23 protein-coding genes, 1 tRNA gene and 2 pseudogenes are annotated in these 26,039 nt (G+C 59.1%); 16 read left to right on the top strand and 10 right to left on the bottom strand.

All coding sequences use genetic code 11. The features are described from left to right. Window positions 1-3 precede the first annotated feature (3 nt). Window positions 4-138 (bottom strand): 50S ribosomal protein L34, encoded by a 135-nt coding sequence (gene rpmH, locus BLP76_RS08150; protein WP_092811498.1) that lies wholly within the window; start codon window positions 136-138, stop codon window positions 4-6. 350 nt (window positions 139-488) lie between these two features. Here rpmH and BLP76_RS08145 point away from each other — a divergent pair, with 350 nt between their 5' ends. From BLP76_RS08145 to BLP76_RS08130, 4 genes are all read left to right on the top strand, one after another. Further along, complete coding sequence (locus BLP76_RS08145; RefSeq protein WP_244514511.1) at window positions 489-1,298, top strand: TVP38/TMEM64 family protein; 810 nt, start codon at window positions 489-491, stop codon at window positions 1,296-1,298. A 9-nt stretch (window positions 1,299-1,307) separates the two neighbouring features. After that, window positions 1,308-2,732 (top strand): dihydrolipoyl dehydrogenase family protein, encoded by a 1,425-nt coding sequence (locus BLP76_RS08140; RefSeq protein WP_092811496.1) that lies wholly within the window; start codon window positions 1,308-1,310, stop codon window positions 2,730-2,732. A 77-nt stretch (window positions 2,733-2,809) separates the two neighbouring features. After that, complete coding sequence (locus BLP76_RS08135) at window positions 2,810-4,297, top strand: sensor histidine kinase (protein ID WP_139163724.1); 1,488 nt, start codon at window positions 2,810-2,812, stop codon at window positions 4,295-4,297. A 102-nt stretch (window positions 4,298-4,399) separates the two neighbouring features. After that, a tRNA-Arg gene (locus BLP76_RS08130) sits at window positions 4,400-4,476 on the top strand. 547 nt (window positions 4,477-5,023) lie between these two features. Here BLP76_RS08130 and BLP76_RS19075 read toward each other — a convergent pair. Next, window positions 5,024-5,113: pseudogene (locus tag BLP76_RS19075) on the bottom strand (hypothetical protein); the annotation flags it as partial. Between BLP76_RS19075 and BLP76_RS19070 the strand changes: the two are divergent. Continuing rightward, window positions 5,093-5,449: a hypothetical protein gene (locus BLP76_RS19070; protein WP_244514510.1), complete on the top strand. Its 357-nt coding sequence runs from the start codon at window positions 5,093-5,095 to the stop codon at window positions 5,447-5,449. The pseudogene BLP76_RS19075 and the gene BLP76_RS19070 overlap by 21 nt on opposite strands. Window positions 5,450-5,590: 141 nt before the next feature. Here the strand turns inward: BLP76_RS19070 and BLP76_RS19065 are convergent. Continuing rightward, a pseudogene (locus tag BLP76_RS19065) lies at window positions 5,591-6,010 on the bottom strand (recombinase family protein); the annotation flags it as partial. 676 nt (window positions 6,011-6,686) lie between these two features. Between BLP76_RS19065 and BLP76_RS08120 the strand changes: the two are divergent. The 3 genes from BLP76_RS08120 to BLP76_RS08110 all read left to right on the top strand — a co-directional run bounded on the left by BLP76_RS08120 (window position 6,687) and on the right by BLP76_RS08110 (window position 9,467). After that, window positions 6,687-7,469, top strand: coding sequence for a hypothetical protein (locus BLP76_RS08120; protein WP_139163723.1), 783 nt, complete (start codon window positions 6,687-6,689; stop codon window positions 7,467-7,469). Window positions 7,470-7,577: 108 nt separating this feature from the next. Beyond that, entirely contained in the window at window positions 7,578-8,897 is a 1,320-nt protein-coding gene (locus tag BLP76_RS08115; protein ID WP_092811490.1) for an SMODS domain-containing nucleotidyltransferase, read from the top strand. Between the two features lie 9 nt (window positions 8,898-8,906). After that, window positions 8,907-9,467, top strand: a complete 561-nt coding sequence (locus tag BLP76_RS08110) for an SLATT domain-containing protein (RefSeq protein ID WP_092811488.1) — start codon at window positions 8,907-8,909, stop codon at window positions 9,465-9,467. A 23-nt stretch (window positions 9,468-9,490) separates the two neighbouring features. Here the strand turns inward: BLP76_RS08110 and BLP76_RS08105 are convergent, their stop codons facing one another. Next, the gene (locus BLP76_RS08105) at window positions 9,491-10,504 is read right to left on the bottom strand and encodes a hypothetical protein (RefSeq protein ID WP_092811486.1); all 1,014 of its coding nucleotides are present in this window, start codon (window positions 10,502-10,504) and stop codon (window positions 9,491-9,493) included. After that, window positions 10,501-10,854 (bottom strand): hypothetical protein, encoded by a 354-nt coding sequence (locus tag BLP76_RS08100; protein WP_139163722.1) that lies wholly within the window; start codon window positions 10,852-10,854, stop codon window positions 10,501-10,503. Before BLP76_RS08100 ends, BLP76_RS08105 begins: the two co-directional genes overlap by 4 nt. 413 nt (window positions 10,855-11,267) lie before the next feature. Between BLP76_RS08100 and BLP76_RS08095 the strand changes: the two genes are divergently transcribed. Both BLP76_RS08095 and BLP76_RS08090 read left to right on the top strand, forming a co-directional pair. Continuing rightward, window positions 11,268-11,516, top strand: coding sequence for a hypothetical protein (locus BLP76_RS08095; RefSeq protein WP_111328813.1), 249 nt, complete (start codon window positions 11,268-11,270; stop codon window positions 11,514-11,516). After that, on the top strand, window positions 11,513-11,836 hold the full coding sequence (locus BLP76_RS08090) for a DUF3768 domain-containing protein (protein WP_092811480.1): 324 nt from the start codon (window positions 11,513-11,515) through the stop codon (window positions 11,834-11,836). The genes BLP76_RS08095 and BLP76_RS08090 overlap by 4 nt, the downstream gene beginning before the upstream one ends. A gap of 95 nt (window positions 11,837-11,931) precedes the next feature. Here BLP76_RS08090 and BLP76_RS08085 read toward each other — a convergent pair whose 3' ends face one another. Genes BLP76_RS08085 through BLP76_RS08075 form a run of 3 tightly spaced genes read right to left on the bottom strand, consistent with a single transcriptional unit; the run spans window position 11,932 to window position 15,286 of the window. Beyond that, the gene (locus BLP76_RS08085; protein ID WP_092811478.1) at window positions 11,932-12,831 is read right to left on the bottom strand and encodes a plasmid partitioning protein RepB C-terminal domain-containing protein; all 900 of its coding nucleotides are present in this window, start codon (window positions 12,829-12,831) and stop codon (window positions 11,932-11,934) included. Next, a complete protein-coding gene (locus BLP76_RS08080; RefSeq protein WP_092811475.1) occupies window positions 12,828-13,718 on the bottom strand; it encodes a plasmid partitioning protein RepB C-terminal domain-containing protein in 891 nt (296 codons plus the stop codon). The genes BLP76_RS08085 and BLP76_RS08080 overlap by 4 nt, the downstream gene beginning before the upstream one ends. Further along, a complete protein-coding gene (locus BLP76_RS08075; RefSeq protein WP_338081414.1) occupies window positions 13,718-15,286 on the bottom strand; it encodes a recombinase family protein in 1,569 nt (522 codons plus the stop codon). The genes BLP76_RS08080 and BLP76_RS08075 overlap by 1 nt, the downstream gene beginning before the upstream one ends. 107 nt (window positions 15,287-15,393) lie before the next feature. Here BLP76_RS08075 and BLP76_RS08070 point away from each other — a divergent pair, with 107 nt between their 5' ends. The 5 genes from BLP76_RS08070 to BLP76_RS08055 all read left to right on the top strand — a co-directional run bounded on the left by BLP76_RS08070 (window position 15,394) and on the right by BLP76_RS08055 (window position 21,322). Beyond that, window positions 15,394-15,777 (top strand): hypothetical protein, encoded by a 384-nt coding sequence (locus BLP76_RS08070; protein WP_244514509.1) that lies wholly within the window; start codon window positions 15,394-15,396, stop codon window positions 15,775-15,777. Window positions 15,778-16,067: 290 nt separating this feature from the next. Further along, window positions 16,068-16,394, top strand: coding sequence for a hypothetical protein (locus BLP76_RS18575; protein WP_139163721.1), 327 nt, complete (start codon window positions 16,068-16,070; stop codon window positions 16,392-16,394). Between the two features lie 9 nt (window positions 16,395-16,403). Beyond that, entirely contained in the window at window positions 16,404-18,131 is a 1,728-nt protein-coding gene (locus tag BLP76_RS08065) for an ATP-dependent nuclease (protein ID WP_092811471.1), read from the top strand. Beyond that, the gene (locus BLP76_RS08060; protein ID WP_092811469.1) at window positions 18,124-19,569 is read left to right on the top strand and encodes a UvrD-helicase domain-containing protein; all 1,446 of its coding nucleotides are present in this window, start codon (window positions 18,124-18,126) and stop codon (window positions 19,567-19,569) included. The genes BLP76_RS08065 and BLP76_RS08060 overlap by 8 nt, the downstream gene beginning before the upstream one ends. 199 nt (window positions 19,570-19,768) lie before the next feature. Then, entirely contained in the window at window positions 19,769-21,322 is a 1,554-nt protein-coding gene (locus BLP76_RS08055; RefSeq protein ID WP_092811467.1) for a hypothetical protein, read from the top strand. Window positions 21,323-21,389: 67 nt separating this feature from the next. Here the strand turns inward: BLP76_RS08055 and BLP76_RS08050 are convergent, their stop codons facing one another. Continuing rightward, entirely contained in the window at window positions 21,390-22,421 is a 1,032-nt protein-coding gene (locus BLP76_RS08050) for a helix-turn-helix domain-containing protein (RefSeq protein ID WP_092811465.1), read from the bottom strand. Beyond that, complete coding sequence (locus BLP76_RS08045; protein ID WP_244514508.1) at window positions 22,397-23,545, bottom strand: type II toxin-antitoxin system HipA family toxin; 1,149 nt, start codon at window positions 23,543-23,545, stop codon at window positions 22,397-22,399. Before BLP76_RS08045 ends, BLP76_RS08050 begins: the two co-directional genes overlap by 25 nt. A gap of 707 nt (window positions 23,546-24,252) precedes the next feature. Here BLP76_RS08045 and BLP76_RS08040 point away from each other — a divergent pair. Beyond that, window positions 24,253-26,013 carry a ParB/RepB/Spo0J family partition protein gene (locus BLP76_RS08040; RefSeq protein WP_092811461.1) on the top strand — a complete coding sequence of 587 codons (1,761 nt, stop codon included), beginning with the start codon at window positions 24,253-24,255 and terminating at the stop codon, window positions 26,011-26,013. Window positions 26,014-26,039 lie beyond the last annotated feature (26 nt).

Raw genomic sequence — 26,039 nt, 5'->3', positions numbered from 1 at the left:
AGCTTACGCAGACAGGCGCTTGCGTCCCTTCGCACGTCTGCGGGCGAGAACCTTGCGGCCGTTCTTGGTGGCCATGCGAGCACGGAAGCCATGGCGACGCTTGCGCACGAGGCGGCTCGGTTGAAAAGTCCGTTTCATAATCGTTCTGCCGGCTGCGGCAGCCCTCAAGCTGGTGAACGGAAGTCAGCCGGCACCTTTGACCGAAATGCTGCTTCGATGTTCGGAATTCGGACCGTGCGCCATTGCGGCACGGTGCTTTTCGCGTGCGCGATATAGTGGCAATGCCTGGCCGAAGTCAACGCGCGTTCCAAAGGTCATGTTGGTATGAGAGAACGATCGCGTGATGTTCAATTCCGAGTGAAGCTCACCTTCTCCCGGCTTGAATGCTTACCTGGGGTCTGGGAGAGGGCTCCTTCGCGCGCGAGATCAAATATGGTGTCGAGCGGGCGAGGAGCACGCACAAGGCAGCGCCGAAGGATCGCAGGCGAATGGCCGAGAATAATGCCGGGACGGAAGTCAGGGAACAAAGCGCGGATGCTGGAGACGAAACCGAAGGCTGGGTGGGGGAGAACATAGAGGACCCGACCCCCAGTGAAGTGCCGCGCGCGCTTTGGCTGCGTTTCCTGCCGGTCGGGATTGTCGTGCTCCTGCTCCTCCTGTTCTATGCGGGGGGCTTTCAGGAGTTTCTCTCCCTGGGTGCGCTTCAAGAAGAAAGCGAGGCCCTCAAGGGCTTTGTTGACGACCGGCTCGCGCTTGCCGGTCTCCTCTATGTCATTGTCTATATAACCCTCGTCGCCGTCTCCTTTCCGGGGGCGAGCATCGTCACGATTGCGGGCGGGCTGCTCTTTGGCTGGATCCTGGGCGGAGCATTGTCGGCCGTGGGCGCCACGATCGGCGCTTGCATTATCTTTCTCATCGCCCGCACGTCGTTCGGCACGGTCCTCGCACGCCGTGCCGGCCCGCGCCTGAAGCGGCTGCAGTCGGGCTTCCAGGAAGACGCCTTTCATTATCTTCTGTTTTTGCGCCTCGCGCCGATCTTTCCGTTCTGGGTGATCAATCTCGCCCCGGCGCTGTTCGCCATGCGTCTCGGGCCCTATGCGCTTGCGACCTTCCTCGGCATTCTTCCGGGCACCTTCGCATATTCCTATTTCGGCGAGGGCGTGGGCACGGCTCTCGACGAAGAGGGGCCGGTCTTTTCGACGCAGCTTCTTCTCGGCTTCGCCGTCCTTGCCCTTGCCGCGCTTCTTCCCATCATGTTGAAGCGCTGGAGAGCCCGAAATGTCGGTGAAAAGACGTGACCGTTTGACGTGACAGAAGAGATCAAGACCGACATTTGCGTGATCGGCGCAGGCTCCGCCGGCCTGACGCTCGCGGCGGCCGCATCCGCTTTCGACGTTCCGACGGTTCTGATCGAAACCGGCAGGATGGGCGGCGATTGTCTGAACTATGGCTGCGTTCCTTCGAAGGCGCTGATTGCGGCGGCGCGCCACGTGGCGCATTTGCGCGAGGCGCCGGCTTTCGGCATCAAAGCGGGGTCCGCCGACGTCGATTTTGCGGCCGTTCACGCCCATATTCGCTCCGTCATTGCAGCGATCGCGCCCAATGATTCGCAGGAGCGTTTCACCGGCCTCGGCGTGCGTGTCATTCGCGAAAGGGCGTCGTTCCTGGACCGGCGCGCCGTGATTGCCGGCGAGACACGCATCAGCGCGCGCCGTTTCGTTATCGCCACGGGTTCGTCGCCGCAGGTGCCCGACATCGAAGGGCTCGATGGTCTCGATTACCTGACCAATGAAAGCCTCTTCGATCTGACGAAACTGCCGACCCATCTCATCGTCATCGGTGGCGGGCCCGTCGGTATGGAAATGGCGCAGGCGTTTCGTCGTCTGGGCTCGGAGGTGAGCGTCCTGGAGAGGGGCCACGTCCTTTCTCATGACGATCCGGAGCTTTCCGATCACGTTCGCCGCCGCCTCGTCGCCGAAGGCGTCACCATCCATGAAGAGACGGAGATTTCGCGCGTGGCCCGACGCGGCCGATACGGTGTGCGCGTGCATATTAGAAAGGCTGACGGCAGCGAAGAGGCCGTCGACGGGACGCAGATCCTGATCGCGACGGGTCGGAGGCCGAATGTCGGACGGCTCGATCTCGACAAGGCCGGGGTCGATTTCGACGAGACGGGCATCAAGGTGGGCGCCGACCTGCGCACCCGCAATCGTCGCGTCTATGCCGTCGGCGACGTGACGGGCGGACCCAATTTCACCCATTGGGCGGGCTATGAGGCGGGGCTCGTGCTGCGCCCGCTGCTGTTTCGTATCGGCGCGCGGCCGAAGCCCGACCTTCTGCCCTGGGTCACCTACACGGATCCGGAACTCGCCCATGTCGGCTTGACGCTTCAGGAGGCGGAGCGGCGCCATCGCCATGTGCGGGTCTTGCGCTGGCCCGTTGCGGAAAACGATCGCGCCAGGGCGGAACGGCAAACGGAGGGGCTGATCCGCCTCGTCACGACGCGTCGAGGTCGTCTTCTTGGTGTCGACATCGTTGCCCGCAATGCGGGCGAGATGATTGCCCCTTATGCGCTGGCGCTCTCGAAACGCCTCAATGTGCGCGATATGATGGGTATGATCCTGCCTTATCCGACCGTTTCGGAGGTGGGAAAGCGCGCGGCGACGAGCTTCTATGCCCCGATCCCGAACAAGGCGAAGGCGCTCGCACGTTTTCTGCGCCGGTTTGGCTGAAAGGCCGGGGCAGGGCGGAAGGCGGCCGGTTGTGATGCGGCGCGTGCGAGGCCCGCAAGGCGTCTGAGGAGTGTTTGGTGGCGCTTGAGGAAAAGCCCCCGGAGGAGATGACGAGAAAGTCGCGGCTTGCCGAGCTGTGGCCGGTGCGAGGGCTGTCCGGCAAGCTTCTCGTGCTGACGATCACCTTCGTCATGGTCGCGGAGGTGCTGATCTACGTGCCTTCGATCGCCAATTTCCGCAATATGTGGCTCGATGAGAAGCTCGAGGCGGCGTCGATCGCGGCCCTTGCCGCGTCGAGCCCTGGCGCAACCCCTTTCCCGGAAGATCTGCAGAAGCGTCTCTTGCAGGCGATCGGCATGGAAGCGATCGCGATGATGGAGAACGGCCAGCATATCCTGATCGCGGCCGGCAACATGCCGGAGGAAGTGGCAGTTCATCAGGATCTGCGCGAGCTGGGGCCTGCGGAGGCGATTGCGGCGGCGTTCGGTACGCTCTTTTTGGGGGGCGGGGACCGGCTCATCCGGGTTTCGGGAGAACCTCCGGCCGGCATGGCGATGTTCGAAATCGTGCTGCGCGAGGATGGTCTGCGTCAGGCGATGCTGCGTTACTCACGCAATATCCTGCTCCTCTCCATGGCGATTTCCGTCATCACCGCCTCCTTCGTCTATCTGGCGCTGAGACGCATGATCGTGCGGCCCATTCAAAAGCTCGCCGCCAGCATGCAGGACTTTTCCGCCGATCCGGAGGATGTGCGCTGTGAGGTCACGCCGACCGGCCGCCATGACGAGATCGGCCGTGCCGAGGAGCGTTTCGCCGAAATGCAGGCGGCCTTGCGCGACATGTTGCATCAGCGCCGGCATCTCGCCAATCTCGGTCTCGCGGTCTCCAAGATCAACCACGACCTGCGAAACATCCTGGCCTCCGCCCAGCTCTTCTCAGACCATCTCGGCGAAGCGCAAGATCCGCTCGTGCGCCGCATCGCGCCAAAACTTGTGGGCACCATCGATCGGGCGATCGGCTACACCCGCTCGGTTCTCGCCTATGGCCGCGCCGAAGAGGCGGAGCCAGTGCGCCGGCTCGTCTCCGCACGGCGGCTGGTGGAGGAAGTGGCGGAAATCTTGAGCCTGACGCCGGACGGCACGGTCGTTTTCGAAAACAGGGTCCCGGGCGATCTGGAGATCGACGCCGACCCCGACCAGTTCTTCCGCGTCATGCTCAACCTCTGCCGCAACGCCCAGGAGGCGCTCGTGTCGGATGAAAATGCCTCCGTCATCCGCCGTCTTTGGGTCGAGGGGGAACGCACGGGTGCGGTTGCGCGCCTGCGTGTTTGTGACACGGGACCGGGCCTTCCGAAGCGGGCGCGCGAGGCGCTTTTCGAGCCCTTCCAGGGCTCCACGCGGCCCGGCGGTGTCGGGCTCGGTTTGGCGATCGCGCAGGAGATCGTGGCCGCTCATGGCGGAGAAATCGCGCTTCTGGAGCGGGCAGGGGCCGGAACCGTCTTTCAGATCGAGATCCCCGACCGTCCAGCGCGGCTGGCCGATATGCGCGATCGCCGCAAAGCATAAAAGCCGTGAAAGAGGCTGCGAGAGGTGCTTGCAATCCGTCTTCTGAGCGATTAGGTGTGTCGCTCCGCGCCGCAGCCGATAGGCTTGCGACGACAGCGGCAAGCACCGGTAGCTCAGCTGGATAGAGCACCAGACTACGAATCTGGGGGTCAGGGGTTCGAATCCTCTCCGGTGCGCCAACTCACATTTCTGCATAGTTAGGCCTCCTAACACATTGAAAGGTATAGTGGTTTTCGGGGTTCGAAAACCGCTTGCGCGATGATACGGCAAACGGTCGGCAAAGGTGAGTTTGAGGGCAGTCCGCTTGTCCTCAAGCCGCTCGGAAGCCCAAAGATTCCAGGGGTTTGACAAGAACGCCATCGCGAGTTCGAACAAATCCTCAAAGCTGCGCTTCGGTCCGCCCCCTTTGGCCAGCTTTTCGGTGGCCAGCAGCTTATCCTTCTCCAACTTTGCGATACGGCGCTCATAGGCCGAGACGGCTGTCGCGCTATCAGAATCGACGATGCGGTCGACCAGCTGCTCGATCTGCTTTTCCACCTTGATGATATCGCGCTGTAGCGTGGCCTTGAGCGTTTCAGACTGCGCCAGACGCGCGTCCCATGCCCTGCGGAACATCGCCTTGGTGATGTCGAACAGCGTTGGCGAGGGCTGCAGGCGGCACAGCAGCGATTCGAACTCGCCTTCGAGCCGATCGCGCGGGATCGACTTGCGATGGCTCTCGCAGGCGCGATTGTAGCAGAGATAGTACGGGTGCTTCACGCCGGTCTTGCTGGTTGACCAGCACGCGGTCAGCGGTTGCTCGCAATCGCCGCACAAGACGAAGCCGCGAAGCGGAAAATCGGCGTTGATGTCCTTGCGCGCCGGCACCCGCGCACCACCCTTGAGGCGGTCGAGGATCTTCTGGTGTGTCTCCAGGGTGATCAGGCCTTCGTGCCGCGCCTTGCGCAGGGGAATGTCCCATTTGGGCACTTCGAGATATCCGGCATAGGTGACGCGCGTCAGAATGTCGGTGATCCGCTGATTGCGAATCTGTCCATCAGGCAGGTCTGTGGGAAAGTCGGGTTGGGCTTCCAGGAAGCGCTTCACTTCGACCTGTGTGTCGAAGCGTCCCGAGGCGTAGCCTTCCAACGCTTCCTGAACGATCGAGGCTAGCGGCTCGTTGCGGATAAGCAGTTTCCCGTGCCCGTCGGCCTTCTGGTAGCGGTAGCCGATGGGTGGCTGGAACACCCAGTAGCCGTTGAGACAGCGCGACTGCATCCGGTTCAGCGTCTGCTCGGCATTCTTGCGGCTTTGGTGCTGGGAGACCGAAGCGAGGATATATTCGTGCAGTTCGCCGTCAGCATCGTCGCGCAGTTCGACGGAGGGCGATTCCAGGATGCCGCCGGCCGCGATGATGGCCTGGCGCAGATCGAAGTGAATGCGGACATTACGGGCAAACCGCGTCAGATCATCGATGATGACGACATGCGGATTTTTGCGGTCGGCTTTGAGAAAGGCGAGCATGGACAGAAGGCCGGGCCGGTCGGCGCGCTGCCCTGTCAGGTCGTCGGTGAAGACACGCACCACATCATAGGCGCGGTATTTCGCGTATTCGCGGCAGCGTGTTTCCTGCGAGTTCAGCCCGTCGCCGCGCTTGGTTTGGGCCTTGCTCGATACGCGGCAATAGATAACCGCCTGCGTGACGTTATGGCTTGGCCCGTTGTCAAATCTCATGCTTTCCTGCCTTTCTGGAGTCTCTCCTTTTCATTCGATTGGTCGTTCGCGCCTTTGAACCGCTGGCGGAGCGGCGAATCCTTCTCCAACCGCAGAACCTGAGCGCAGGGTTCCGATCGGGACTGGCTATCGATGGCATGGCTCACGGAGTCGATGCCAAAGCCGAGATCAACGAAGGACACAACAATATACCAGAGCGTTTCGATGAATTCACGCTTTTCGTCATCGGTGAGGTCGGATTTATCGAGAGCGTCTGCATATAACTGCCAGTCAACAGAAAGACGCGGTGCTTTTTCGCTATTGACGCAGGTGTTCTCTTCGATCTCAGCCATTTTTTGACTTTACCTTTCTGGATAGGTCATCCGTAATTGTCAGAATAATTCTCTCGGAACTTCAGAAAATATGAAGAGATACCCTCCATAAAATCGGCTTCCATGTGGTATGCAAATTGTGCAGTGCAGCCTCAAAGATTTGCGATAGCCGTTATATTTCAGGCGCCGCCGCTTCGTTTTGGTGCCGGTCTCTTTTTGGCAACGACGTGCATATGCATGCAGTTTCGCATGCAGTCGGCTCGCCGCCTATTGCTTGTGACTCATTCTAGGTGAGCCTCGCCGGGTCGAAATACGGCGGATCGGCGGATAGACTGGGTAGATTGGCAGGGGGTAGGAATTTGGCGGTGGACTGGCTGAAGGCGACGACCGGAGAGCGCAAGGCGCTACACCGCGTCACCAGCGCAATCCTCAAAACTGAGGGCCTAGGCTGGCAGCAGTTCTTTCTCGATGAGCTCAAACCGCCACTGCATGTCGCGGACACGTATCATCAGAGCAATTTCGCCAAGGGCACGATCGCCAGAGGCCGCGCCTTGCGCATCTACAACTGGATCGTCGCCAACCACCTCGATCTGGCGGTCCGGCTTGACCCCAGACTGTTCGATCCGTCGCTCAAGAGCGACTGGCAGCACTTTCTCGGAAGCCAAGGCCGTTATGGTGACGCCCAGCTCGTACGACCACAGCATGGTCGCAACCTCGTCGAGCGCGCCGACAAGAACCCCGTCGCCGACAACCCCGTCCCCCTCGGCCAGAGCTTCTGGTTCCTGATCCGCAACGCGATCGATGGCTTTGTTCTGGGGCTGGAGGAATACGAGGGCGACTGGTTTCCGATGGCGCTCGCGCATGACGACGTCACGATGGCGGTTCCATGTCCGGCCGGAAAGCAGCCGCTACCGTACAACATCGATACGGGGCAGCCGGTCATGCTCAGCGAACGAGCTGATGCTGGACTACACGGCTTTGCATTTCTCGTCGGGCCGGAGAGCCTGGTCCGACCCTTCGAGCGTCAGCTAACGCTTGGCCATGCCATCTTGCCCGAAACCCTGGACGCGATCGCCCACGACTTCATAGAATCGGATGCTGGGACGATGGCCGTGCACCGGTTGAACATCATCTTTGTAAACGGCTGAATGTCGGCTGTTCGGCTTTTCGCCCCGTGGACAAAACCGGAACATTCATTGACTCCAGCCATCGAATCTCTGTTAGGTGGTCATCCCGCTTGGCAGACGGTGTTTTCGATGAGCATTGCAGACGACTTCAAGACGCTTCTTAGCAATATTCAGGTTGCCAACGCCGACACCATCGCTTTGCGGTACGGCGAAATCACAGCGGTATTGAACAAGGAATTTCGCGACACGGAGTCGAAGACGGCCAACAGCCTGCAAGTCGGCTCTTACGGTCGTTGGACGGCTATCAAGGGCATATCTGATCTGGATATGATCTACATCGTACCTGCATCGAAGTGGGAGACGTATAAGAACGGGGGGCAATATGCGCTTCTGCGTGACACCAAAGACGCGATCAAGGCGCGTTACCCTGCCACCACCGTCAAGGTGGACCGTCTTGTCGTCCGGGTGCTCTACAAGGATTTCCACATCGAGGTGATGCCGGCGTTCAGGGAGAACGACGGCAGCTACAAGTATCCGGACACGAATAGCGGCGGATCGTGGAAGATCACAAAACCCCAGGCCGAACTCGATGAAATGCGCGCGGCTAATGTGCGGAAGAACCGAAACCTCCGCCGCCTCTGCAAAATGACCCGCGCCTGGAAGAACAAGCATGGCGTCGCGATGGGCGGGTTGCTCATCGATACTCTGGCCTACAACTTCCTCGAATCGACCGAGGAATATGATACAAAAAGCTATTTCTGGTACGATTATTTGTGCCGGGATTTCTTCAAGTATCTGGCGGATCAGCCGAAGCAGTCTGAATATGCTGCCCTTGGGAGCCGTCAACGCGTCCGCGTAAAGAAGCGCTTCGAAAAGAAGGCAGCCGAGGCGTATGAGCTTTGCAAAAAAGCGATCGCTGCAAGCGGGCAAAAGAACGAACGCCAGAAATGGCGGGCAGTGTTCGGCAACGGCTATCCTGCTCCCGAAGCAGTGTCGGAAGATGCGGTCGCGACATCGGTAGCCAAGGCGGAATTCCGATACACCGAGGAGTTTGTCGAGAACCGCTTTCCGATCGATATCCGCTACGATCTTCAGATCAACTGTGAAGTCACCCAGAATGGTTTTCGCCCGACCATGCTGCTCGATCTCCTCGGGCGGCACGGCATTCTTCTGCGAAGGAAAAGCCTCCGCTTTTTCGTTGCCGATGGAAGCGATCTTCCGGAGGACGCCGCCCTGTATTGGAAGGTATTGAACCGTGGCGAAGAGGCAGAGCGGCGCGATGAGATTCGGGGGCAAATTCTAAAAGACGACGGTCACTGGGAACGCCAGGAGCGCACCAGTTTCCGTGGCAACCATCTTGTCGAGTGCTACGCCGTGCAAAACGGCGTCGTCGTGGCGCGCGACAGCGTCCTCGTTCCGATCAGCGCCGAAGTTGCGGCAGCTGCGTAGGAGGCTGGCTTGGAAAATACTGTCACGCTGGAAGAGCAAATTCGCGAGTGCTTCGGACGTGTTGTCTATTCCCATAAGACGCACGAGCAGATGGCTGATCAATGCACAGCACGGCTCAACCAGTTCAAGGTGGCCCAGATTGTCCTGACGGCGCTAACGAGTACCGGCGCCGTGGGTGTCATATTCACCACCGCATTGTGGGTCGAGATCAGCACGGTCGTGCTTTCCTTTTCGACGCTTTTCGTATCCACCTATCTTAAGAATTTTGATCTGGGTGCAATTGCGCAAAAGCATCGTGATGCGGCGTCGAAGCTCTGGAACGTGCGCGAGTGCTATCTGTCATTGCTGACGGATCTCCCAATTCTAAATCCTGGGACAGCGATAGCCCGGCGCGACGAACTGCAGACGATGCTCGCGGCCATCTACCAATCGGCGCCGCAAACCAACGGCAAGGCCTACAAGGCCGCTCAGGATCGGTTGAAGAACAAGGAAGACCTGACGTTCAGCCCTGAAGAAATCGACTGCTTCCTTCCGCTCTCATTGAGGCGAGCGAGCAGATCGACGGTCTGAGTGGTGCAGCGACGCATCGTGGCTCACAGCGACAGCCCGCGCTCTCCCATCATCGCCATGATCGCAGCATTGAGCGGCATGAGGGCCAAAAGTTCCTTCGCGCCTGCCGTTCGCAAATCCGCTTCGGTCTCTGCCGTGCCTTCCTGGACAGTTCCGATATCGGCGAAGAAGTCAGCCGGATCGCCAAGTTCGCGTGCGACGCTATCCGCCTTCGCGGCTCGCGCCAGCGCTGCGGCATCGGCAAAGGCCGGGATGATGACCTCGCTTTGATAGGCTTCGCTCTCGGCGTCGGAGGGCAGGTCTTCTTCGCGCACTTCTGAAAGGCCGAGTTCCTGCGCCTTGGTCTGTGCCGGGACCGACCACAGGCTCGCCAAGTGGCCGAGCAGCTGGAAGATCCGTGTCGCCGCACTCGGATGTGTCGCGCCGTCCGAGCCGCTTGCCTCATCCTCGCGTTCGATCAGCACCATCACCGCCATGACGGCGGCGCTGCGCACGCGCAGGACGTCCCACTGTTCGTTCGAATAGCCTTCGAGCAGAAATTCAATCGCCTCGTGGTCGGCTTGCAATTCGAGACAGCGTTCAGCCGCCGAGCGGTTCCCGTGGCCGAGCTCATCGACAGGTGCGGCCGCTTGTGGCGTGCGTGACAGCAATCCGCGTGCGCGCGATGTACCCGCTTCGGTAATCCCGCCACCGGTGAACCCGAAATGGTCGAGATCGGAATGGGCCATTTCATGCAGCAGCAGAAACACCAGGCTGACCTGAGTCATGAACGCGATATCGTCGGTGATCCGCCTGCCGTCGATCACCAGCAGCCCGTCATCCTGAAAGGCCGCCGACCATAAATCGTCCAGACCGCTGACAACCCCGGTGCTGATGGTGAGATGCAGGCCATCACCGTCCGGTTCGGCCACGGCCCAAAATGCTTCGTCGTCATCGACGCTCAATCGGACTTCAGGCGCGTAAGGCTCTTCCATCACATCCACGACGTGGCGGAGTGCACGGTCGAGTGCGTCGTCCAGACGTGCGGCGGCGCTCACACCGATTCCCCGATCATCTCTGCAGGCCAGGCCAGAGATCGCCACGGTGTCCGTCGCGTCGCCCGGTCGAACTGACGTGCAATGTCGCGAAGCAGCTCTTCCTCTGTCGTGCCGCATCCGGCGTTGGTTCCGGCGATCCAGTGGCCGAGCCATCGCAGACCGCCAACCTGGCATGTCTCGATCCGCGCGATCACACCGCGATCGTTGAGAATGTACGAGAGCAGGTTCTGCGAACCGACCGCCGCCGGCAATATCCGCAATCCCAACCCTTCAGCCAGAACCTCCAGCCGTAAGCGATCAGATGCCGTGCGAGCATTCACAGCGTGGTCAGCGGCTTTGCGGTCGATCATCAATCCCCCGATCGGAAATGAGCTTCAGTAGGTTCCGGTCAGGGTACAGGCCGAACCGGGATGATCAAGTTGAGGGAAGGCCTCCATCGGGCTTTTCCGATTCACGCGATCAGGCATTCCGATTGCCGGAGCGGCCGATCGAACAGCTTTCCGATCAGTGTCGGATGGCGGTCCAGACTTTCCGAAACCGGCGGCCGGAAGGCTTCCGGTCAATCACATCCTTGTCTGTTCAAACGGTCACGCCGGCAGCGACCTGATTACCCGGCTGTCCTGACAGAACGCCCCATCCGCACGCAACGGCATGCGCCGTCTTTCCGCTTCGCCCGCCCCTTCGGGGTGCGTGGGTTGTGTCGCCCTGTCGGTCGGACGCCATCAGGTCGCGATAGGCGCGACCGCAACAGAAAGGAAAAACCATGACTGACAGAAACCAAAAACACGACCGTCCGCTATTCCGGGTGACGTTCTCCCGCATCGTCGGACAGGATCAGAGGGGCAGCGACATTCTCGGCCGCCCAAAAGAGATCGGCGCCGTCTGGCCTCGCAAGAACGGTAAGACGGGCGGCATCCTCAGCCTCGACATCATTCCCGTCGAATTGACCCAGCGCCAGGGCGTCATCTTCGTCCTTCCAGTCAATGGCGATGATGATGGAGGCGCGCAATGAGCGCCCGGATCGCCGAGCTAAATGATCTGTTGCGCACCACCTTCCTTACGGGGAGGGTGGTGTTCACCGAAGGGATCAGGGCCTTGCCGGACGACAAGCGCGAGGCGGTCATCACCGCCGTGCGCACATTCTCCGCCTTTACCGAAGGCGATGACCCTTACGGCGAGCACGATTTCGGGGCGTTCGAGATCGAGGAGGTCGGGACGGTCTTCTGGAAGATCGACTACTACGACGCCGATTATCAGTACCTCAGCCCCGACCCGGCTGAACCTGCGGTTACGCGCCGTGTCCTGACCATCATGCTGGCCGAGGAATACTAATGCGATCACCGATGACGGCTCCGAACCCGACTCACGCGCCGGTACACACAGCTCTTGAGGCCGGGCTGGGCGCGGCATCTCGCCGGCGCCACGGTTCAGCTATGTGCCTGAGGGCTGTCGGTGATTTTCTGGAATTCCATCAGCAACTCCGGATAATGCTGCGCGAGAAAGCGCACAAGCCGAGCATTCTCAATGAGCCGCTTGACGTAACCGGTCGCGAGAACCAGATCGAGGTGATCGTCACCATAGGTCTCTTCGAGCAGCCGGAATTCGCGGTCGAGATTGGCCGATTCCTGTTCCATCAGCGCGATCTGTTCGTCGCTCAGCCCATCAATCTTTTTGGGCTTGGCGGTATCGATCAACTGTGACTGTGGCGTCGCGCCGAGCAGCGATTTTGCGTAGGACACCGAGTATTTGTTCATCGCGACCATCAGCTGCGCCGCCTCGATCTGGCGCAGCGGCTTCATTTTGCGCAGTTCGGTGAACGTGTTGATCGGCACATGCTTGTCTTTCAGCATCTCGATCGCTTCCGGACATATGCCGGAGAGCAGCCGACGCTTGAGCCGGATGTGCTGGACATTGACGTTCAGCACCTTGGCGATGACCTCTTCCGATACGCCTCGCTCGATAGCGTTGAGGATCATCTGATGTTCCTGAACGATGGCGAGACGGCTGATGCGCTTGTTATAGGTGTAGGCCTCGTCGTCGGTGGCGATCAGACAGTTCACCTCCGTCGTACCCATTTCGGCCAGCACCGCCAGCCGAAGGTGTCCGTCGAGCAAAAGGTATTTGCCGGCGCTACCGCGTTCCGGCGCAACGACGGGCGGCTCAACGAGACCGGACTGCTGGATCGATGAACGGATCTGGCCGAATTTCTGCGTCTTCTTTAGATCGTCCGATACAAGCCGTAGCGGCGTGATGTCCGCCAGCGGGATCACGCGCGTCTTCCGCTCGAAGGCCATCGCGACTGGCTGCGGCGGCGACATGCGGTTCATCTCGCCAGCTCCTGCCGATCCATCCGCGCCGCAAGCTTTTTCGGCAGACTGTCGAGCCCTTCGGTTTTCAGAAGATCGGCAAAGCGATCGTCATGCAGCAACTCCCGCATCGCATGCGCGATGAAGATGAGACGGCTGCGCGTTGCATCGGCCTTGCGGATCAGAAAGCGTTTGCGGTCGGTATCTTCCTGGTACGCCTTGACCAGAGCGTCAGATGACATCCGCGGTCGCGCCTTGGCGTTGTTGGAGAGACCCTTGCCGCGACGCCGACGGCTCTCGACAAGGCGCTTCGCGGCAATCAGCTTCCGGCCACGAAGGAGGTTCTTCTCATAAGCCTGATGCAGGGCTTCCTGTACGCCTTCATCATTGGCGTCGGCGATCTCGACCGCAACGCTGACAGGAATGTGCCCGGACTCAACGGCCCGCAGTAGTCGTTGTTCGCCGCGTGAGAGCAGTCGCGCAACGCCCTTCACATATTCAAGCGAGAGTCCCGTTTTGCGCGCGATATCCGCGTCGGCATAGCCGCGCTCTTTCATGCCGCCAATGTCATGGACAAGATCGATGGCGCGATGCTGGCGCCGCGCGCAATTCTCGACCAGGCTCTTGACCAGACAGGCCTGCTGGTCGGCTTCGATGACAAAGGCCGGGATTTCGCGTTGCCCCAACTGCTGAAACGCTTCGAGGCGTCCTTGCCCGCAGACCAGATCGTAATGCAGGCCTTCCGGACCGTCGCGCCGCGTCACGGTGATCGGGCGCTTGAGACCGACCGCTGCGATATTCGCGACGATTTCCCGAAATATCTTCTTGTTGCGGGCACGCGGATTAAGGACGGTAATCCGATCGACGGGAACCAGCTCGACATGCCGTGAGTGTTGGGCGGTACTCATCAGGCCACCTCCTGGATGGGAACCCGCTCTGCCAGTTCGAACAGCGGCGCGAGCGAGTCGAAGCGATAGGCGTCGATCCAGATGCCGTTCTCTTCGCCGAGGCGCAGCACGTCGGCATCCATATCGAGGCTCGGAAGCAGCAGGTAATCCTGCGGCTCATTGTTCATCCGATTCATGCGCACGGCGATCGTGATGTCGGGGAGCAGGCTGCGGTCCAGTCGCACCTTCCATCGCAGTGATCCGGCTCCGGTTTCAAAGCACCGGACGATCGTCAGGGACGCCGTGAACTCGCGATTGATGGTCAGCAGTTCCGTGAGCGGGTCTTTCTCGACGCGCCCGCCGATCCGTTCGATGCCGGCGATGGTATCGGCCACAACCTGCGGATGCCGACGACGCAATGCCCGGTTCACCTCGACATAGCGATAGTCACGATCCGGCGAGAAGCCTACCAGCGCATAGGCCTTGAGCAATCCGCTGAAACGGCTCCGGAAAGCGCTGCTTGACGGGCAGTTCTCGGCCTCATCAATGATGAGACCGGAGAGAAGGCCGTTGGCTTCGAACAGGGCGCAGAGGAGCGTCAGCATCTCGTCATCGGAGAGATGACGCGATCGCGCATCGATGATTTCGCGCGCGGCAGCGAAGAGCACCTGGTCGACAATGCCTTCGAAAACGCCGTCAGCCCGAACCCACATCGACGGATCATTCGAAGTCCGCCGTTGCTTCAGCTTGGATGAGACGCGGTTCCAGACATTGTTGCCGAGATATTTCTCGTTAATCAGGATCTGGTGGACCGTGCCCTTCGTCCACCGACGGCCGAGATCGGTGACGACGCTGCGCGCGTTCAACTCAGCCGCGATTGCACTCTCATCCTTCCGATCATTGACGAAGCGCCGATAAATCCAGCGGACGATCGCCACTTCCTCCGGCGGACCCGGAACGAGAACGACGCGATCGGTCTGGATGCTTTTATGTTCGCCCGCACCGAGCAGGCCTTTTGGACGGCCATGCTCGTCACGCAATTCGCGACGCAGACCGAATCCTGCCGGCCCGCCCTGACGAAACCCGAGTTCGATCAGCCGGCACTGTCCCTGAAACACCTTGACCGATAGCTCGCGGCTGTACTCGGCCGCCATCCGCCGCTTGACGACCTTTTGCACGTCGGAGCCGATGCTGCCGTCATTGTCGAACTGCTCGGCGCAGTATTCGACGCGAACGCCAGCGCGGCGGCAGCGGTACTCGTAAAAGGCGCTTTCATCCGCATCCTGAAAACGCCCCCAGCGGCTGATGTCGTAGACCAGCACGACCGAGAAATCGGCAGTGCCACTTTCGATATCGGCGATGAGCTGCTGAAGGCCGGAACGGCCTTCGATGTTCAATCCGCTACGGCCGGCGTCAACATAGGTGCGGACGATTTCGATACCGCGGTGTGCAGCATAGCGCCGGATGACATCAGACTGGTTCTCGGTGGAATAGCGTTGATGCTCCGTCGACATGCGCACGTATTCTGCCGCCCGGAGGGAACCGGCACGTTCGCGATCGAACTGTTGCTCACCACTTCGATGTACCACCTCGTCCAGCCATCAATTCGACGCGCTTGAAGCACAGAAACCCGTCGCGAAGTCTCGCGCCGGGCAACGGAAGACGGCCGTGACTATAGCTGTTAGGAGGATGCAACATGTTGCCGAAAACCGGCATGACTTTGCATGATGGACTGACCGGTCGATACGACGCTGCAGCCTATGCGGCGGTGATCGCAGCAGCGCTTCACGGTGAGCTTGGCAGTACCCACCGTGCTTTGAAAACGATCCGGCGCTGGACAGGCGCCGGAGAGCGCACCGCCGTCAACTGGCTTGCTGCCAATAACGGACCAAGCGGACCGCACCTTGTGATGCTGGCGCACCACTCAGATGCGGTCTTGAAGGCCTTCCTGGTGATGGCGGCACGGGAACAGGTTGTCGTCGACCTCGACCTTGTACATGCGCGAGCCGAGCTGGCAGCAGCCGTCGCGGCGATCGACAGATTGCTGGCGACAGATAAGGTGGCCGGCTCGCACCATTGAAGGAGAGGGCTGATCCGGTGCATTCAAATTGCACCGTTGGTGACCCTGGAATTACATGGCACCGTTCACTTAAGTCGTTCCGCAAGATGTGTGCTGTAATACAGCACCATCCTGGCAAGGGAGGCCCGCTGCGCGCCTCCCGTTGCATCCCTCCCGGCCTGTGGCACCGCCCAGGCATTGAGCCTGCACAGCGCCAGTGAAACGGTCCGGCGTTTCATCCCGGCCAACATCGGGTCGTTGGATCACCCTGCTTGTGTGGCGGCGCATCGGCATCGAGCCTCGCATCGCCATTGGCACGTATCGCCGTTCAATCACTCGCAGCGTCCGGCCGCTGCACCGCCGTCATTGTCACAGAGCGTTTTGCTCACCTATTGAAGCCAAATGAATACCGAAAATTCTCCGGGAGGCCGCCGACACACGAAAGGCAATTGTTGGTTGACTACAATTGGGCGTTGGTTCCTAATTTGTTCATGGATTCGAAAAACATGATTGTTGCTGGATATGTCGTGCGATTTGAAAAACTGGGAGCCAATGCTCCGGGGTCCGACATTGCCAGCCTGAAAACCTTCATCACAATCTTCGCTGGACATATCGGCGCCGAAGCTGCGGGAAGTTGAGGCAGCGCCATGCGGATACGTCATCTTTCGGTGAGAAATTTTCGGGGTATCCGCGAGCTTGATTGGCCGGTTCCGGATTGCCGCATCCTTTGCTTAATAGGCCGAGGTGATTCTACCAAATCGACAATTCTTGAAGCCCTCCGCCGCGTGTTCCATCCGCAATGGAATCAGTCCTTCGATGACGCCGATTTTTACCATTGTAATCCGGCAAATACGATCACGATCGAAGTCGTTCTGGGCGATCTTCCGGATACATTCCGCGATCTTGAAAAGTATGGCCATTGGCTTTGCGGCTGGAATGCCCGGACACTTGCCCGCACGAATGATCCTGGCGAGGGTCTGGAAGATGCGCTGCGCATCCGCCTTGCCGTGTCCGACGATTTGGAACCATCATGGTCTGTTATCAAGAATGATGAGGATGAGGGTGTCTCATTCAAGGCAACCGATCGGGCGAAGGTGGCTGTCAGCCTTATCGGTGCGGTGTCCGACCGACATCTTACCTGGTCACGCGGGTCGATTCTAAGTCAGCTCACCGAGACTGAGAATATCAGCTCTTCTTTGGCAGGCGCGGCCCGCGCAGCCAAAGCGGCTCTGGAATCCCGTCGCGCGGAGGACTTGACTGGCTTTGATGAAGTTGCGGGCGTGGCAGAGACGACCGCTCGCGCACTTGGCGTGAATGTTGGTGCCGCCTACAAGGCTCATCTGGATACGGACGCCATAAACGTACGGATGGCAGGTCTGGCCTTGCATGATGGCGATATGCCGCTACGGCAGCTCGGATTGGGTTCCAGGCGTATGCTCACCACCGGATTGCAGAAGCAGGCACTGCGCACACCGCATATCACCCTGTTTGATGAGGTAGAAATTGGGCTTGAACCCCATCGCATTGCACGGCTCCTGCAACATCTGAAAGAGGACGGAACCGGGCAATACTTCCTGACTACCCATTCGCCAGTCGTGCTGCGCGAGCTGACCGTGGCCGATCTGAACATCGTCCACTGCGACAGCGGGCATATCGACGTCGTGACGGCGAACAAGCCAGCGATTGCCGACTCGATTCAGGGCAAAATTCGATCGGGTGCCGAGGCTTTTTTGGCACCCAAGATTATCGTTTGCGAAGGCGCGACCGAGGTTGGTTTTCTGCGCGGACTAGATGACCACTGGGTCGAGTCCGAAGGTGAGGATAGCTTGGCCTATCGCGGCGTTTCCCTGTTTGATGCGAACGGTGCGAGTAAGATCAAAGAAATTGCCGAGAACCTGAAAGCTCTCGGGTACGACGTTGCGGTTCTCGTCGATTCCGACGAACCCGAACAATTTTCAGATGCGCATGCGCGGGCTTTGCGCGAAGCCGGTATCACCGTCGCCAAGTGGGGCGGGGAGCTATCCATAGAAGAACGCGTGTTTGCGGATATTCCATGGGAAGGCGTTTTGGCATCTTTTGACGCCGCGCGTGCTATCTGGAACGACGATGCGCGCCTTTTGGATCAGGTGCAAAGTCAGTTCGGGCCGGGCTTTGACCGCGATTTCGTGGTGTGGATCGACTCGCAAGAGCTGCGTACAGCACTTGGTCGAGCTGCAAAGGAAAGCAGGAACAACAACAGCGGCTGGTTCAAGCGGCAAAGCTGGGGCCGTGAGTGGGCGGCGGCGATTTCCGGCCATCTTGGCAACGATGCAATCCGTGAAAGCGATCTGGTCCGTCAGCTCACCAGCTTGCGGAACTGGATCGACAATGTGTGAGCTTGCTGCAAGGCTCGCTGGGTATGAAGGAGCAGGATATGTCGTCGCGCCTGCTGGATTCGGCAAAACACATCTGATTGCGGAATCCACGGGCCTAAGCGCTGGGCGGCAATTGATCCTGACCCACACCTATGCGGGCGTAAACGCCCTTCGGCGCAAAATGCGCACCCTCGGCGTGAGTGACAGACTCTATCGCATTGATACGATCGCAAGCTGGGCGCTGCGGCTTTCCCTTTCTTATTCGGACACATCCGGTTGGCGGGAGGAGCGTCCCGCCAATAACGAACGATGGTGTGCGTTGTACGAAGTTTGTGCTCGCCTGCTCGATCAGGAATTCATCCGCAGGATCGTCGGGGTTTCCTACGATGGTCTTTACGTCGATGAGTACCAGGACTGTTCGACCGCCCAGCATGCTATCATTCTTAAACTTGCACGTGACCTGCCTTGCAGGATACTCGGCGATCCGTTGCAAGGCATCTTTGATTTTGGCGGCCAAAATCCGGTGGACTGGACGCGCGACGTCGAAGGGCCATTTGAGCGCCTTGGCGCTCTCGACGTGCCGCACCGCTGGATACAGGCAGGTGCCGGCGAGCTCGGCACATGGCTACGGAATGTCCGTACACGCCTTGAGCGGGATCAGCCCATTGATCTGAACGCAGATCGGCCAGCTGCCGTACGGTTTGTCCGAACTGACGCCGACCCACAGGTGCTTTTTCAATGCCAGGGTAATTCCTGCCGATATTTCCAGTGCGACAGCTCCCACACGGTGATTGCCATTCACAAAGGCAGTCAGGAATACAAGGCGAAGTGCCACTCGCTGTCACGCGGGCTTTCCGGCAAATTCTCGTCAATCGAGGAAGTCGAGGGGAAAGCCCTCTTTTCATTCATCGGGAAAATTGAACAAGCACGCACGGATGCTGCTCGTCTTGAGGCTGTTATAGCCTTTGCGAAGACATGCATGACCGCCGTTGAGACGCACCTTCCCGCCGGTACTGTCCGTGGGGAGCATGTCAATATTCGCGGCAACACTCGCAACCCGGAAGCGGCGCGCAAAGCCAACGGATACCTTGCCGCTCCAACAAGCGGCGCCATGGCCGGATTTTTGTTGGCGCTAAAGGCTACAGCCGGAATTGAGGTCGTCCGTGCCGATCTGTTCAACCGGGCATTGGGTGTGCTGGCCAAGAATGTTCTGCACCCGGAACTATCATTGGCAGAGGCTACCGAAAAATATCAGGGGGAATTTCGGCATAAAGGCCGGCCTGTCGGGCGACGCAGACTGATTGGCACGACGCTTCTGGTCAAAGGCCTGGAATTCGATCACGCTATCGTTCTGGATGCGACATCCCTCCCCAGAAAAGAGCTTTATGTGGCGCTCACGCGCGGTGCGCGCACGCTGACGGTCATCTCGTCCAATGCCATCCTCCGGCCGCAAGATTGAGCATTCGATATCGCTGAGAGGACGCAATGTTGATCCTGTGACAGGACACTCTGTATTCAGGAAGCTCACGACGGGAAGTTTTAAATATTTGTTTTAAAACGTAAAATTTTCGGAATTCGATCAGAAGCGAAAACGGAAGCGCCGAGACAGAGAAGATGTTATAAATAGAGCAGTGTGACATTGCTCTGAGAGCCCTAATTTGCCAAACGAAGTATCCAGCATTCTTGCCCAGACAGGCCCCTGCCTGACATCCGACGTGATCGAGGTGATGGTTTCTCGCGGCCTGTCCGAGAGCGCAGCGCGGAAGCGAGTCCAGCGGGCACTTCCCGACCTGGGGCGGCTTGCCGGAATCAGGTTTCACAAGAATGCACGCTTCATCTACCGGCAGGATGATTATGGAGGCAGGAGCTTCTGGGATGGCCTGGAAAAGGCGTGCCACAAGGCAGGAAAAGCCTACTGGGGTACAATCGTTACCCTGAAAGCGCATGGCGGACGCTGCCCGATTGCACTTTTCCCCCGGATAACAGGAATGCCGGCTGCACGGCAAAGGCAGCTCTCACCCACCCGAATTCTGCAACGTCTTTCGGAAATCAATCTGCTCGTCGAAGTGAGTGAAAGTGAGGACGAAACCGGATTCGTCGAGTTTCTGCCTCACATTTATCCAAAGGAGCCGATTGCAGTCACCAATGCCGTTATGTTGGCCGAATACGTTGCTTTGCAAGGGATCAAGGAGTGGGCTCGTCGGATTGGCTTCGGGAGTTACGGCAAGTTCGCGCTTCGGCTCGAAGACCCGCAACCGATCGTCTCGGGGATTTCATGGGATCTGACGGCTCCGTCCTATTTTCGTCCTCTGGTCAATGCAACGGGCGGTAAGGTCAAGCCCGGGTTCCTGGTTTGCGATATCAATCTGAGGAGCGTCGTTGACATTGACGAGGTCGATGCCTTCGTTCGGAAATGCGATATGGCCTCAGCTCCTGCCGGAGTGGGTGCCATCATGCCGATGTTGGTTGGATATGTCTTTTCTGCATCCGGTCTGGAACTAGCCAAGAAGAAGGGAATTCTTGCAGTAACGCTTGAGAATCTTTTTGGCAGCGAGCTCGCGAAGTCCATGCGCGCCCTGATCCAGATGCTGACCGATGCGGGCGCTACGGCCGCGGCGAACCCCGATTATCTGATGGAAGTGATGTCCCGTCTTACGAAGATTGAAGGGGCAGCAGACAATCTTCGCGGAGCATTGTTTGAATTGATCATCGGCAGCCTCGTCAAGGACGTCGAAGGCGGCTTTCTGAAGACAGGGGAGCGGCGTCTGGATGTGGAGATTGATGTTCAGCTTGATCGCGGCGATGAGGCCGGAATGCTCGTCATCGAGTGCAAATCGAAAGCGCCGGGAGCAAGAGTCAGTGAAAAGGATGTGAAGCGGTGGTATGAGAACCGTGTGCCGCGTATTCACGAATTGCTTACGGCGGGCCGAACCGACTCGAAACCCTTTCGATACGAGCTGTGGACAAATGGTTCATTCACTGACAGCGCGATCGATTGGCTGAAAAGGCAACCATACGATTTACACGGCTACAGTGTGGGCTGGCGCGATGGAACGGCGCTCAAGGAGTATGCCGATCAGGCGAGGAATGCCTCGCTTCGTAAGATGCTTAATGAGCATTATTTCCGAAGCGCGCTGTCGGTGGTCGCCCGATCTGCCCGCGCCGTGCAGCATCCGTCCGCAGACGGTGAAGGCAATTCCTTAACCAGGTAGCGAACGCATCAAGTGCAACAGGCCTTTGACGGAGCGTTACGCTCGGTGCAAAAAGCTCGTGGAACCGCTATCGGCGCTGGCGGCGTTCTTTGTTGATCGCGCTGTTGAGCAACCGTTGCACTTCTGCCTCGACGCGATTGAGCGAAAGCCCCGCCACACCAAACCTGTCATAGAGCGACGTGAGCAACGGCAGCAGAAATTCCGCCAATCGACTTTCGACACCATCGGCGGGAAACTTTGCTTCCAACACAGCTTCATCACTTCGTGCCGCGTAGCCTTCCAAGAGTAAATCGCTCAACGGGTTCGCCCATGACCGAAGCACGCGTCCCCGAAGCCCGGTGAACATAGCGCGGAAATGAATCGTCACGGCTGCATCGGCATCTCTGTGTAAAAGCGATGCGAGCTTTTCCGCGTGCAACAGAACCTCGCCCATCCGCCATAGGGGAAGTGTCGTGTCGAGAATCGTTCCGGCAGGGAATGTTTCTTCGCCGTCCTCCTGATAGCCGCGGATCAGGAACATGCGCCCCGAAGGTGCCCCGCGCCAGAAGTCACAATGTGCAGGATCGTTGAAGCCGCGCTCAACTTCCTCGCCTTGCGGCGCGAGCCAACATTCGATCAGGCCGTCAACTTCATGTGGCTGAATAGCTTCGCGTGTCGGAAGCCAGAACGGCGGCCAACCCGTTTTGCGAACGACTGCCTTTCCCAGAATGCGCTCAAAGGCGGCCAGCTCCGGCGTCTTAAAATCGCCCTCAAGCCAGTAATCGAACCGATACCAGCCATTCGGAAACCGCGCGGGAGAGTCATCCGGAAGCGGCGCAACCAGATTACGCCAGCGCTCGAATGCATCGCGCACGAACCGGGCTTGCGTGTCCCGCTCGGCAGGCTCATCTACCAAACCCACGACACGCAGGATATCGAGCGCCTTTGCCAAGGTCAGGGTCGTTTCGCCGCGCTCGAACGCCGCCATTGTCGGATGGCTGACACCCGCCAAAGCGGAATGATCCTTTTGCGTAAGACCTTCCGCCTTACGACGGCGCAAGGCTTCTTCCACGTACCGTTGCCACGCGAGCGGAGCTATGTTTCCAGTATTCTCAGGCATGAGTTATCCACGATCTCTTTGAATTTATGTACGAAGCCGTCCGGCGGCTCCGCGTCGGGCGGCCGGATGATCGGAGCAGCTTTTTCCACCTGCCGCTTTAGCTGTTTGAATGTCTGGTCGATGGCCCTGTCCGGCAGACCGATTTCCTTACCGAAGGCACGGAAAATCGGCTGGTTGGCTGCCTCAAGATGGATTCTCTCACCGCCGATTGACAACGCCAGCGTCTGGTCGAACCCATCATAAAATGCGGTGTTCACCACATCATAGGCGGGAGATAGCCGTAGCCCCGTCGGTGTTTCCAGAAGGGAGAAGTTTTTCAAATGAGCATCGCAATTCCCGATCAGTGTGAAGACGATCAGGCGATGGAAAAACCGCAAGAGGTCGATTGGCGCGCGCGATGAATGCTGCCGAATGATCAGGGCAATATCCTCAAAGGCCGCATCGTATTTGCCTGCGTAGTCCTGACCCTTGGGCTTGCGGAGGATCTGAGCGCAATCTTCGAGGCGCAGTTTCTCGCCGTTCGGTTTTCGGTCGAAGCGGGTTACGATCAGCGCGGCTTCATCAACAGCTGCAATGAACGAGGTGGTGAATTCCGTCACTTCCCTTTCGCCAAGGACGGCGGCGGTCCATCGCAGGCTCAGGAGTTCATTCCTAACAAGATTGTCTATCCGGTCGGAGTTGAATTTGGCGATATAAGGCGCCAATCCCGTCGCATTTGCGGGAACATACCTGTTTTCGTCATCCTTGGTGACGAGCAGTTTCTTCTGCACTCCTGAAACCGTACGTCCGGGGCTGGCCGTCGCTTCGGTGATTTCCGGAAGCTGGGCGGCATCATCCGGCGGGCGGATGCTAACAGCGCCGATGCAGTCCGCGCCGTAGCGAAGGAGCAGTCCAAGATCGTCTTCTTCAACGACATGCGCCGACCGAGCCTGCTGTTCGCGCAGCCATCCTTCCGGACCAAGGTGCTGAAAGAACGGGTGCAGGCCGACCTTCCATTCATGTTCGCGTTGGGTTGAGGGGAAGCAGCAGGCGATATCGCCCTTGTTCCAATCCGGATGATAGGCAAAGCGCGTTCCGCCGTTAGCCGTCTCGACCAACGTGCCGGCGGATTCATCCTTGAACAAGATATTAGCGCTTCTAAGTGTCATTAAACGATACCTTTACTCTGCGCCTCGCAAGCGCCCTAAATGGGCAAATACGAAGCCATACCTTCAGTATGCTCGTTTCACGTTAAGAAATCAAGTTATAACTCAATCCAACTCGATAGACTCAGGTGAGTCTATCTAGAATTTCATAATTGCGCGGTGCCGAGGGCTAACCTGTGGGAAAAGAAGCTGCGGCTCGAATCCTAAGCCAGCATTGAAAGCAGCAATCATAGCTGCGAAGCATTCAGCGTGCTGCCCCGGCCATGCCGGACGGGCTCTATGGCGTTGCCACCGAACTCCTGTCTTGCAGGATTTCGGCCCATTCGGGTGACGATCCCTTGCAGAAAGAACAAGGCGGCGGCTGAAGGTCACCCGCCCGGTCTGATGTTGGCGCGCCGAGGGCGCGCTTGGCACCTTTTTGTCCAGCTTACACCGACGCCGGGGCCGTGACCCAATAGCCCTGATCCGGCCGGCCCGCTCCGTTCGCTTCTCGCTTTGCTCAGCTCCCGTGTTGGCCGGACCGGCTGCGCCGCCGCAAGCGGCAGGGCTTTGGCGTCCCCGGACTTTCGGCACCTTCCGTCCATGCCCGCCTCTTTTCTTGCGCATGACCTGATCCGCACCGAAGGTCCGCGAAGCGAATACCGGTTCCCACTTTTCGGGGTCATGCGAGGCGGCGGGCTTTGAAAATGGACGCTCGGCGCTGGCCAGAGGTGCAAGCGCGGCTCTCCGTCTGGAGGGCTTCGCCTGTTCACTTCAACGGCTCACGAAAGGATAAGCCCATGCAACTCACACATCTCAATCTCAATGACCTCAAACCCTCATCCGTCAATGTGAGGAAGAAGGACGGCAAGGCGGTCGGCGATCTTCTGCCCTCGATCCGCAGTCTCGGCATCCTGCAACCGCTTCTCGTTCGACCCAACTGCGAAGGCTATGAGATCGTCGCCGGACAACGGCGCTATCACGCGCTGACCGTTTTGGCCGAAGACGGCGAGATCGATCCCGTCCCCTGTATCGTCATGGATGATGGCGACGACGCCAAGGCCATCGAGGCCTCACTGGCCGAAAACATTGCCCGTCTACCGATGGATGAAATCGACCAGTACAAGGCCTTTGCCGCACTGGCCGCCAAAGGCGAGACGGTTGACGATATCGCCACGCGGTTTGGTGTCACCGAGAGACTGGTCAATCAGCGTCTGGCGATTGCCAACATCATCGACCCGATCCTCAATGCCTATCGGCGTGACGAAATCAGACCCGACACGCTCCGCATTCTGACCATGGCGACACCGCGCCAGCAGAAAGCATGGTGGAGGCTCCACAAGAGCGATGACGACTACGCACCGCTTGGCCGTGCGCTTAAGGACTGGCTGTTTGGCGGCACCCATATTCCGCTCAGTAATGCCCTGTTCGATATTGCCGATTACACCGCGCCCATCGTCTCCGATTTGTTCGGCGAGGATCGGTATTTCAGCGACAGCGACCTGTTCTGGCAGATGCAAAGCACCGCCGTTGCCGAAGCGCGCGAAGCGTTCAAGCGGGATGGTTGGACGGATGTCGTGCTGATGGAGGTCGGCAATTATTGGACGTCATGGGATTATCGCAATGTCGCCAAGGAGGACGGCGGCAAGGTGTTCATCACCTGCACCAGAGACGGCGAGGTCACTTTCCATGAAGGCTACCTCACCATCAAGGAAGCCGACCGTCGCGACAAACAGGCTGAGACGGGCGAAGCCAAAGCCGAGCGGTCTGAACTGACCAAGGCCATGCAGAACTATCTGGGCTTGCACCGCCACGGTCCCGTGCGGACGGAATTGCTGTCCCGTCCCGATATCGCCCTGCGCTTGTCGGTTGCCCACATGATTGCAGGGTCAGGCCTATGGAACGTCGAAGCCGAGCCGCAGCGCGGCAGCAGCGAAGCGATTGCCGAGAGCGTCACCACCGCCAAAGCCAATGAGGCCTTTGCCACCGAGCGTCAGGCTGTTCGGAGTTTGCTTGGCATCGAGAACACCGATGATGACGAAGCAACCGACAGCACCATCGTGCCGAGCCGTCAGGACTATAGGTCACGGCATTCGCTGTCCGACACCTTCGCCGTCTTGATGGAACTGGACGATGCGGCGGTGGTGCGGGTTCTGGCCTTCGTCATGGCCGAAACCCTTGAGGCGCACACGCCGATGATCGAGGCGCTCGGCGCGCAGTTCGGCACCGACATGCGCGACTGGTGGACAGCCGATCAGACCTTCTTTGATCTTCTGCGCGAAAAAGAAGCGATCAACGCCATGGTTGCGGAACTGGCAGGCGACACCACGGCCAAGGCCTATGTGACGGCGACCGCCAAGGTGCAAAAATCAATCATCGCCGCCTGTCTGGACGGCACACGCGAGGCGCAGGTAGCCAACTGGATGCCGCGCTACATGACCTTTCCGGCAACGGCCTACAAACAGTAAGCGTCGGCATCGTCTCGCCTCACAGC

Source organism: Afifella marina DSM 2698, from assembly GCF_900102695.1.
Classification (GTDB): domain Bacteria; phylum Pseudomonadota; class Alphaproteobacteria; order Rhizobiales; family Afifellaceae; genus Afifella; species Afifella marina.
The sequence above is the reverse complement of the archived record's forward strand: the minus strand, read 5'-3'. Positions and strand labels throughout refer to the sequence as shown.

Excerpts from the sequence above, each read along its gene's own strand:
- rpmH (WP_092811498.1), bottom strand. The coding sequence starts at position 138 with ATGAAACGGACTTTTCAACCGAGCCGCCTCGTGCGCAAGCGTCGCCAT.
- BLP76_RS08145 (WP_244514511.1), top strand. The coding sequence starts at position 489 with ATGGCCGAGAATAATGCCGGGACGGAAGTCAGGGAACAAAGCGCGGAT.
- BLP76_RS08115 (WP_092811490.1), top strand. The coding sequence starts at position 7,578 with ATGAGCATTGCAGACGACTTCAAGACGCTTCTTAGCAATATTCAGGTT.
- BLP76_RS08100 (WP_139163722.1), bottom strand. The coding sequence starts at position 10,854 with ATGATCGACCGCAAAGCCGCTGACCACGCTGTGAATGCTCGCACGGCA.
- BLP76_RS08095 (WP_111328813.1), top strand. The coding sequence starts at position 11,268 with ATGACTGACAGAAACCAAAAACACGACCGTCCGCTATTCCGGGTGACG.
- BLP76_RS08090 (WP_092811480.1), top strand. The coding sequence starts at position 11,513 with ATGAGCGCCCGGATCGCCGAGCTAAATGATCTGTTGCGCACCACCTTC.
- BLP76_RS08085 (WP_092811478.1), bottom strand. The coding sequence starts at position 12,831 with ATGAACCGCATGTCGCCGCCGCAGCCAGTCGCGATGGCCTTCGAGCGG.
- BLP76_RS08080 (WP_092811475.1), bottom strand. The coding sequence starts at position 13,718 with ATGAGTACCGCCCAACACTCACGGCATGTCGAGCTGGTTCCCGTCGAT.
- BLP76_RS08070 (WP_244514509.1), top strand. The coding sequence starts at position 15,394 with ATGTTGCCGAAAACCGGCATGACTTTGCATGATGGACTGACCGGTCGA.
- BLP76_RS08065 (WP_092811471.1), top strand. The coding sequence starts at position 16,404 with ATGCGGATACGTCATCTTTCGGTGAGAAATTTTCGGGGTATCCGCGAG.
- BLP76_RS08060 (WP_092811469.1), top strand. The coding sequence starts at position 18,124 with ATGTGTGAGCTTGCTGCAAGGCTCGCTGGGTATGAAGGAGCAGGATAT.
- BLP76_RS08050 (WP_092811465.1), bottom strand. The coding sequence starts at position 22,421 with ATGCCTGAGAATACTGGAAACATAGCTCCGCTCGCGTGGCAACGGTAC.
- BLP76_RS08040 (WP_092811461.1), top strand. The coding sequence starts at position 24,253 with ATGGACGCTCGGCGCTGGCCAGAGGTGCAAGCGCGGCTCTCCGTCTGG.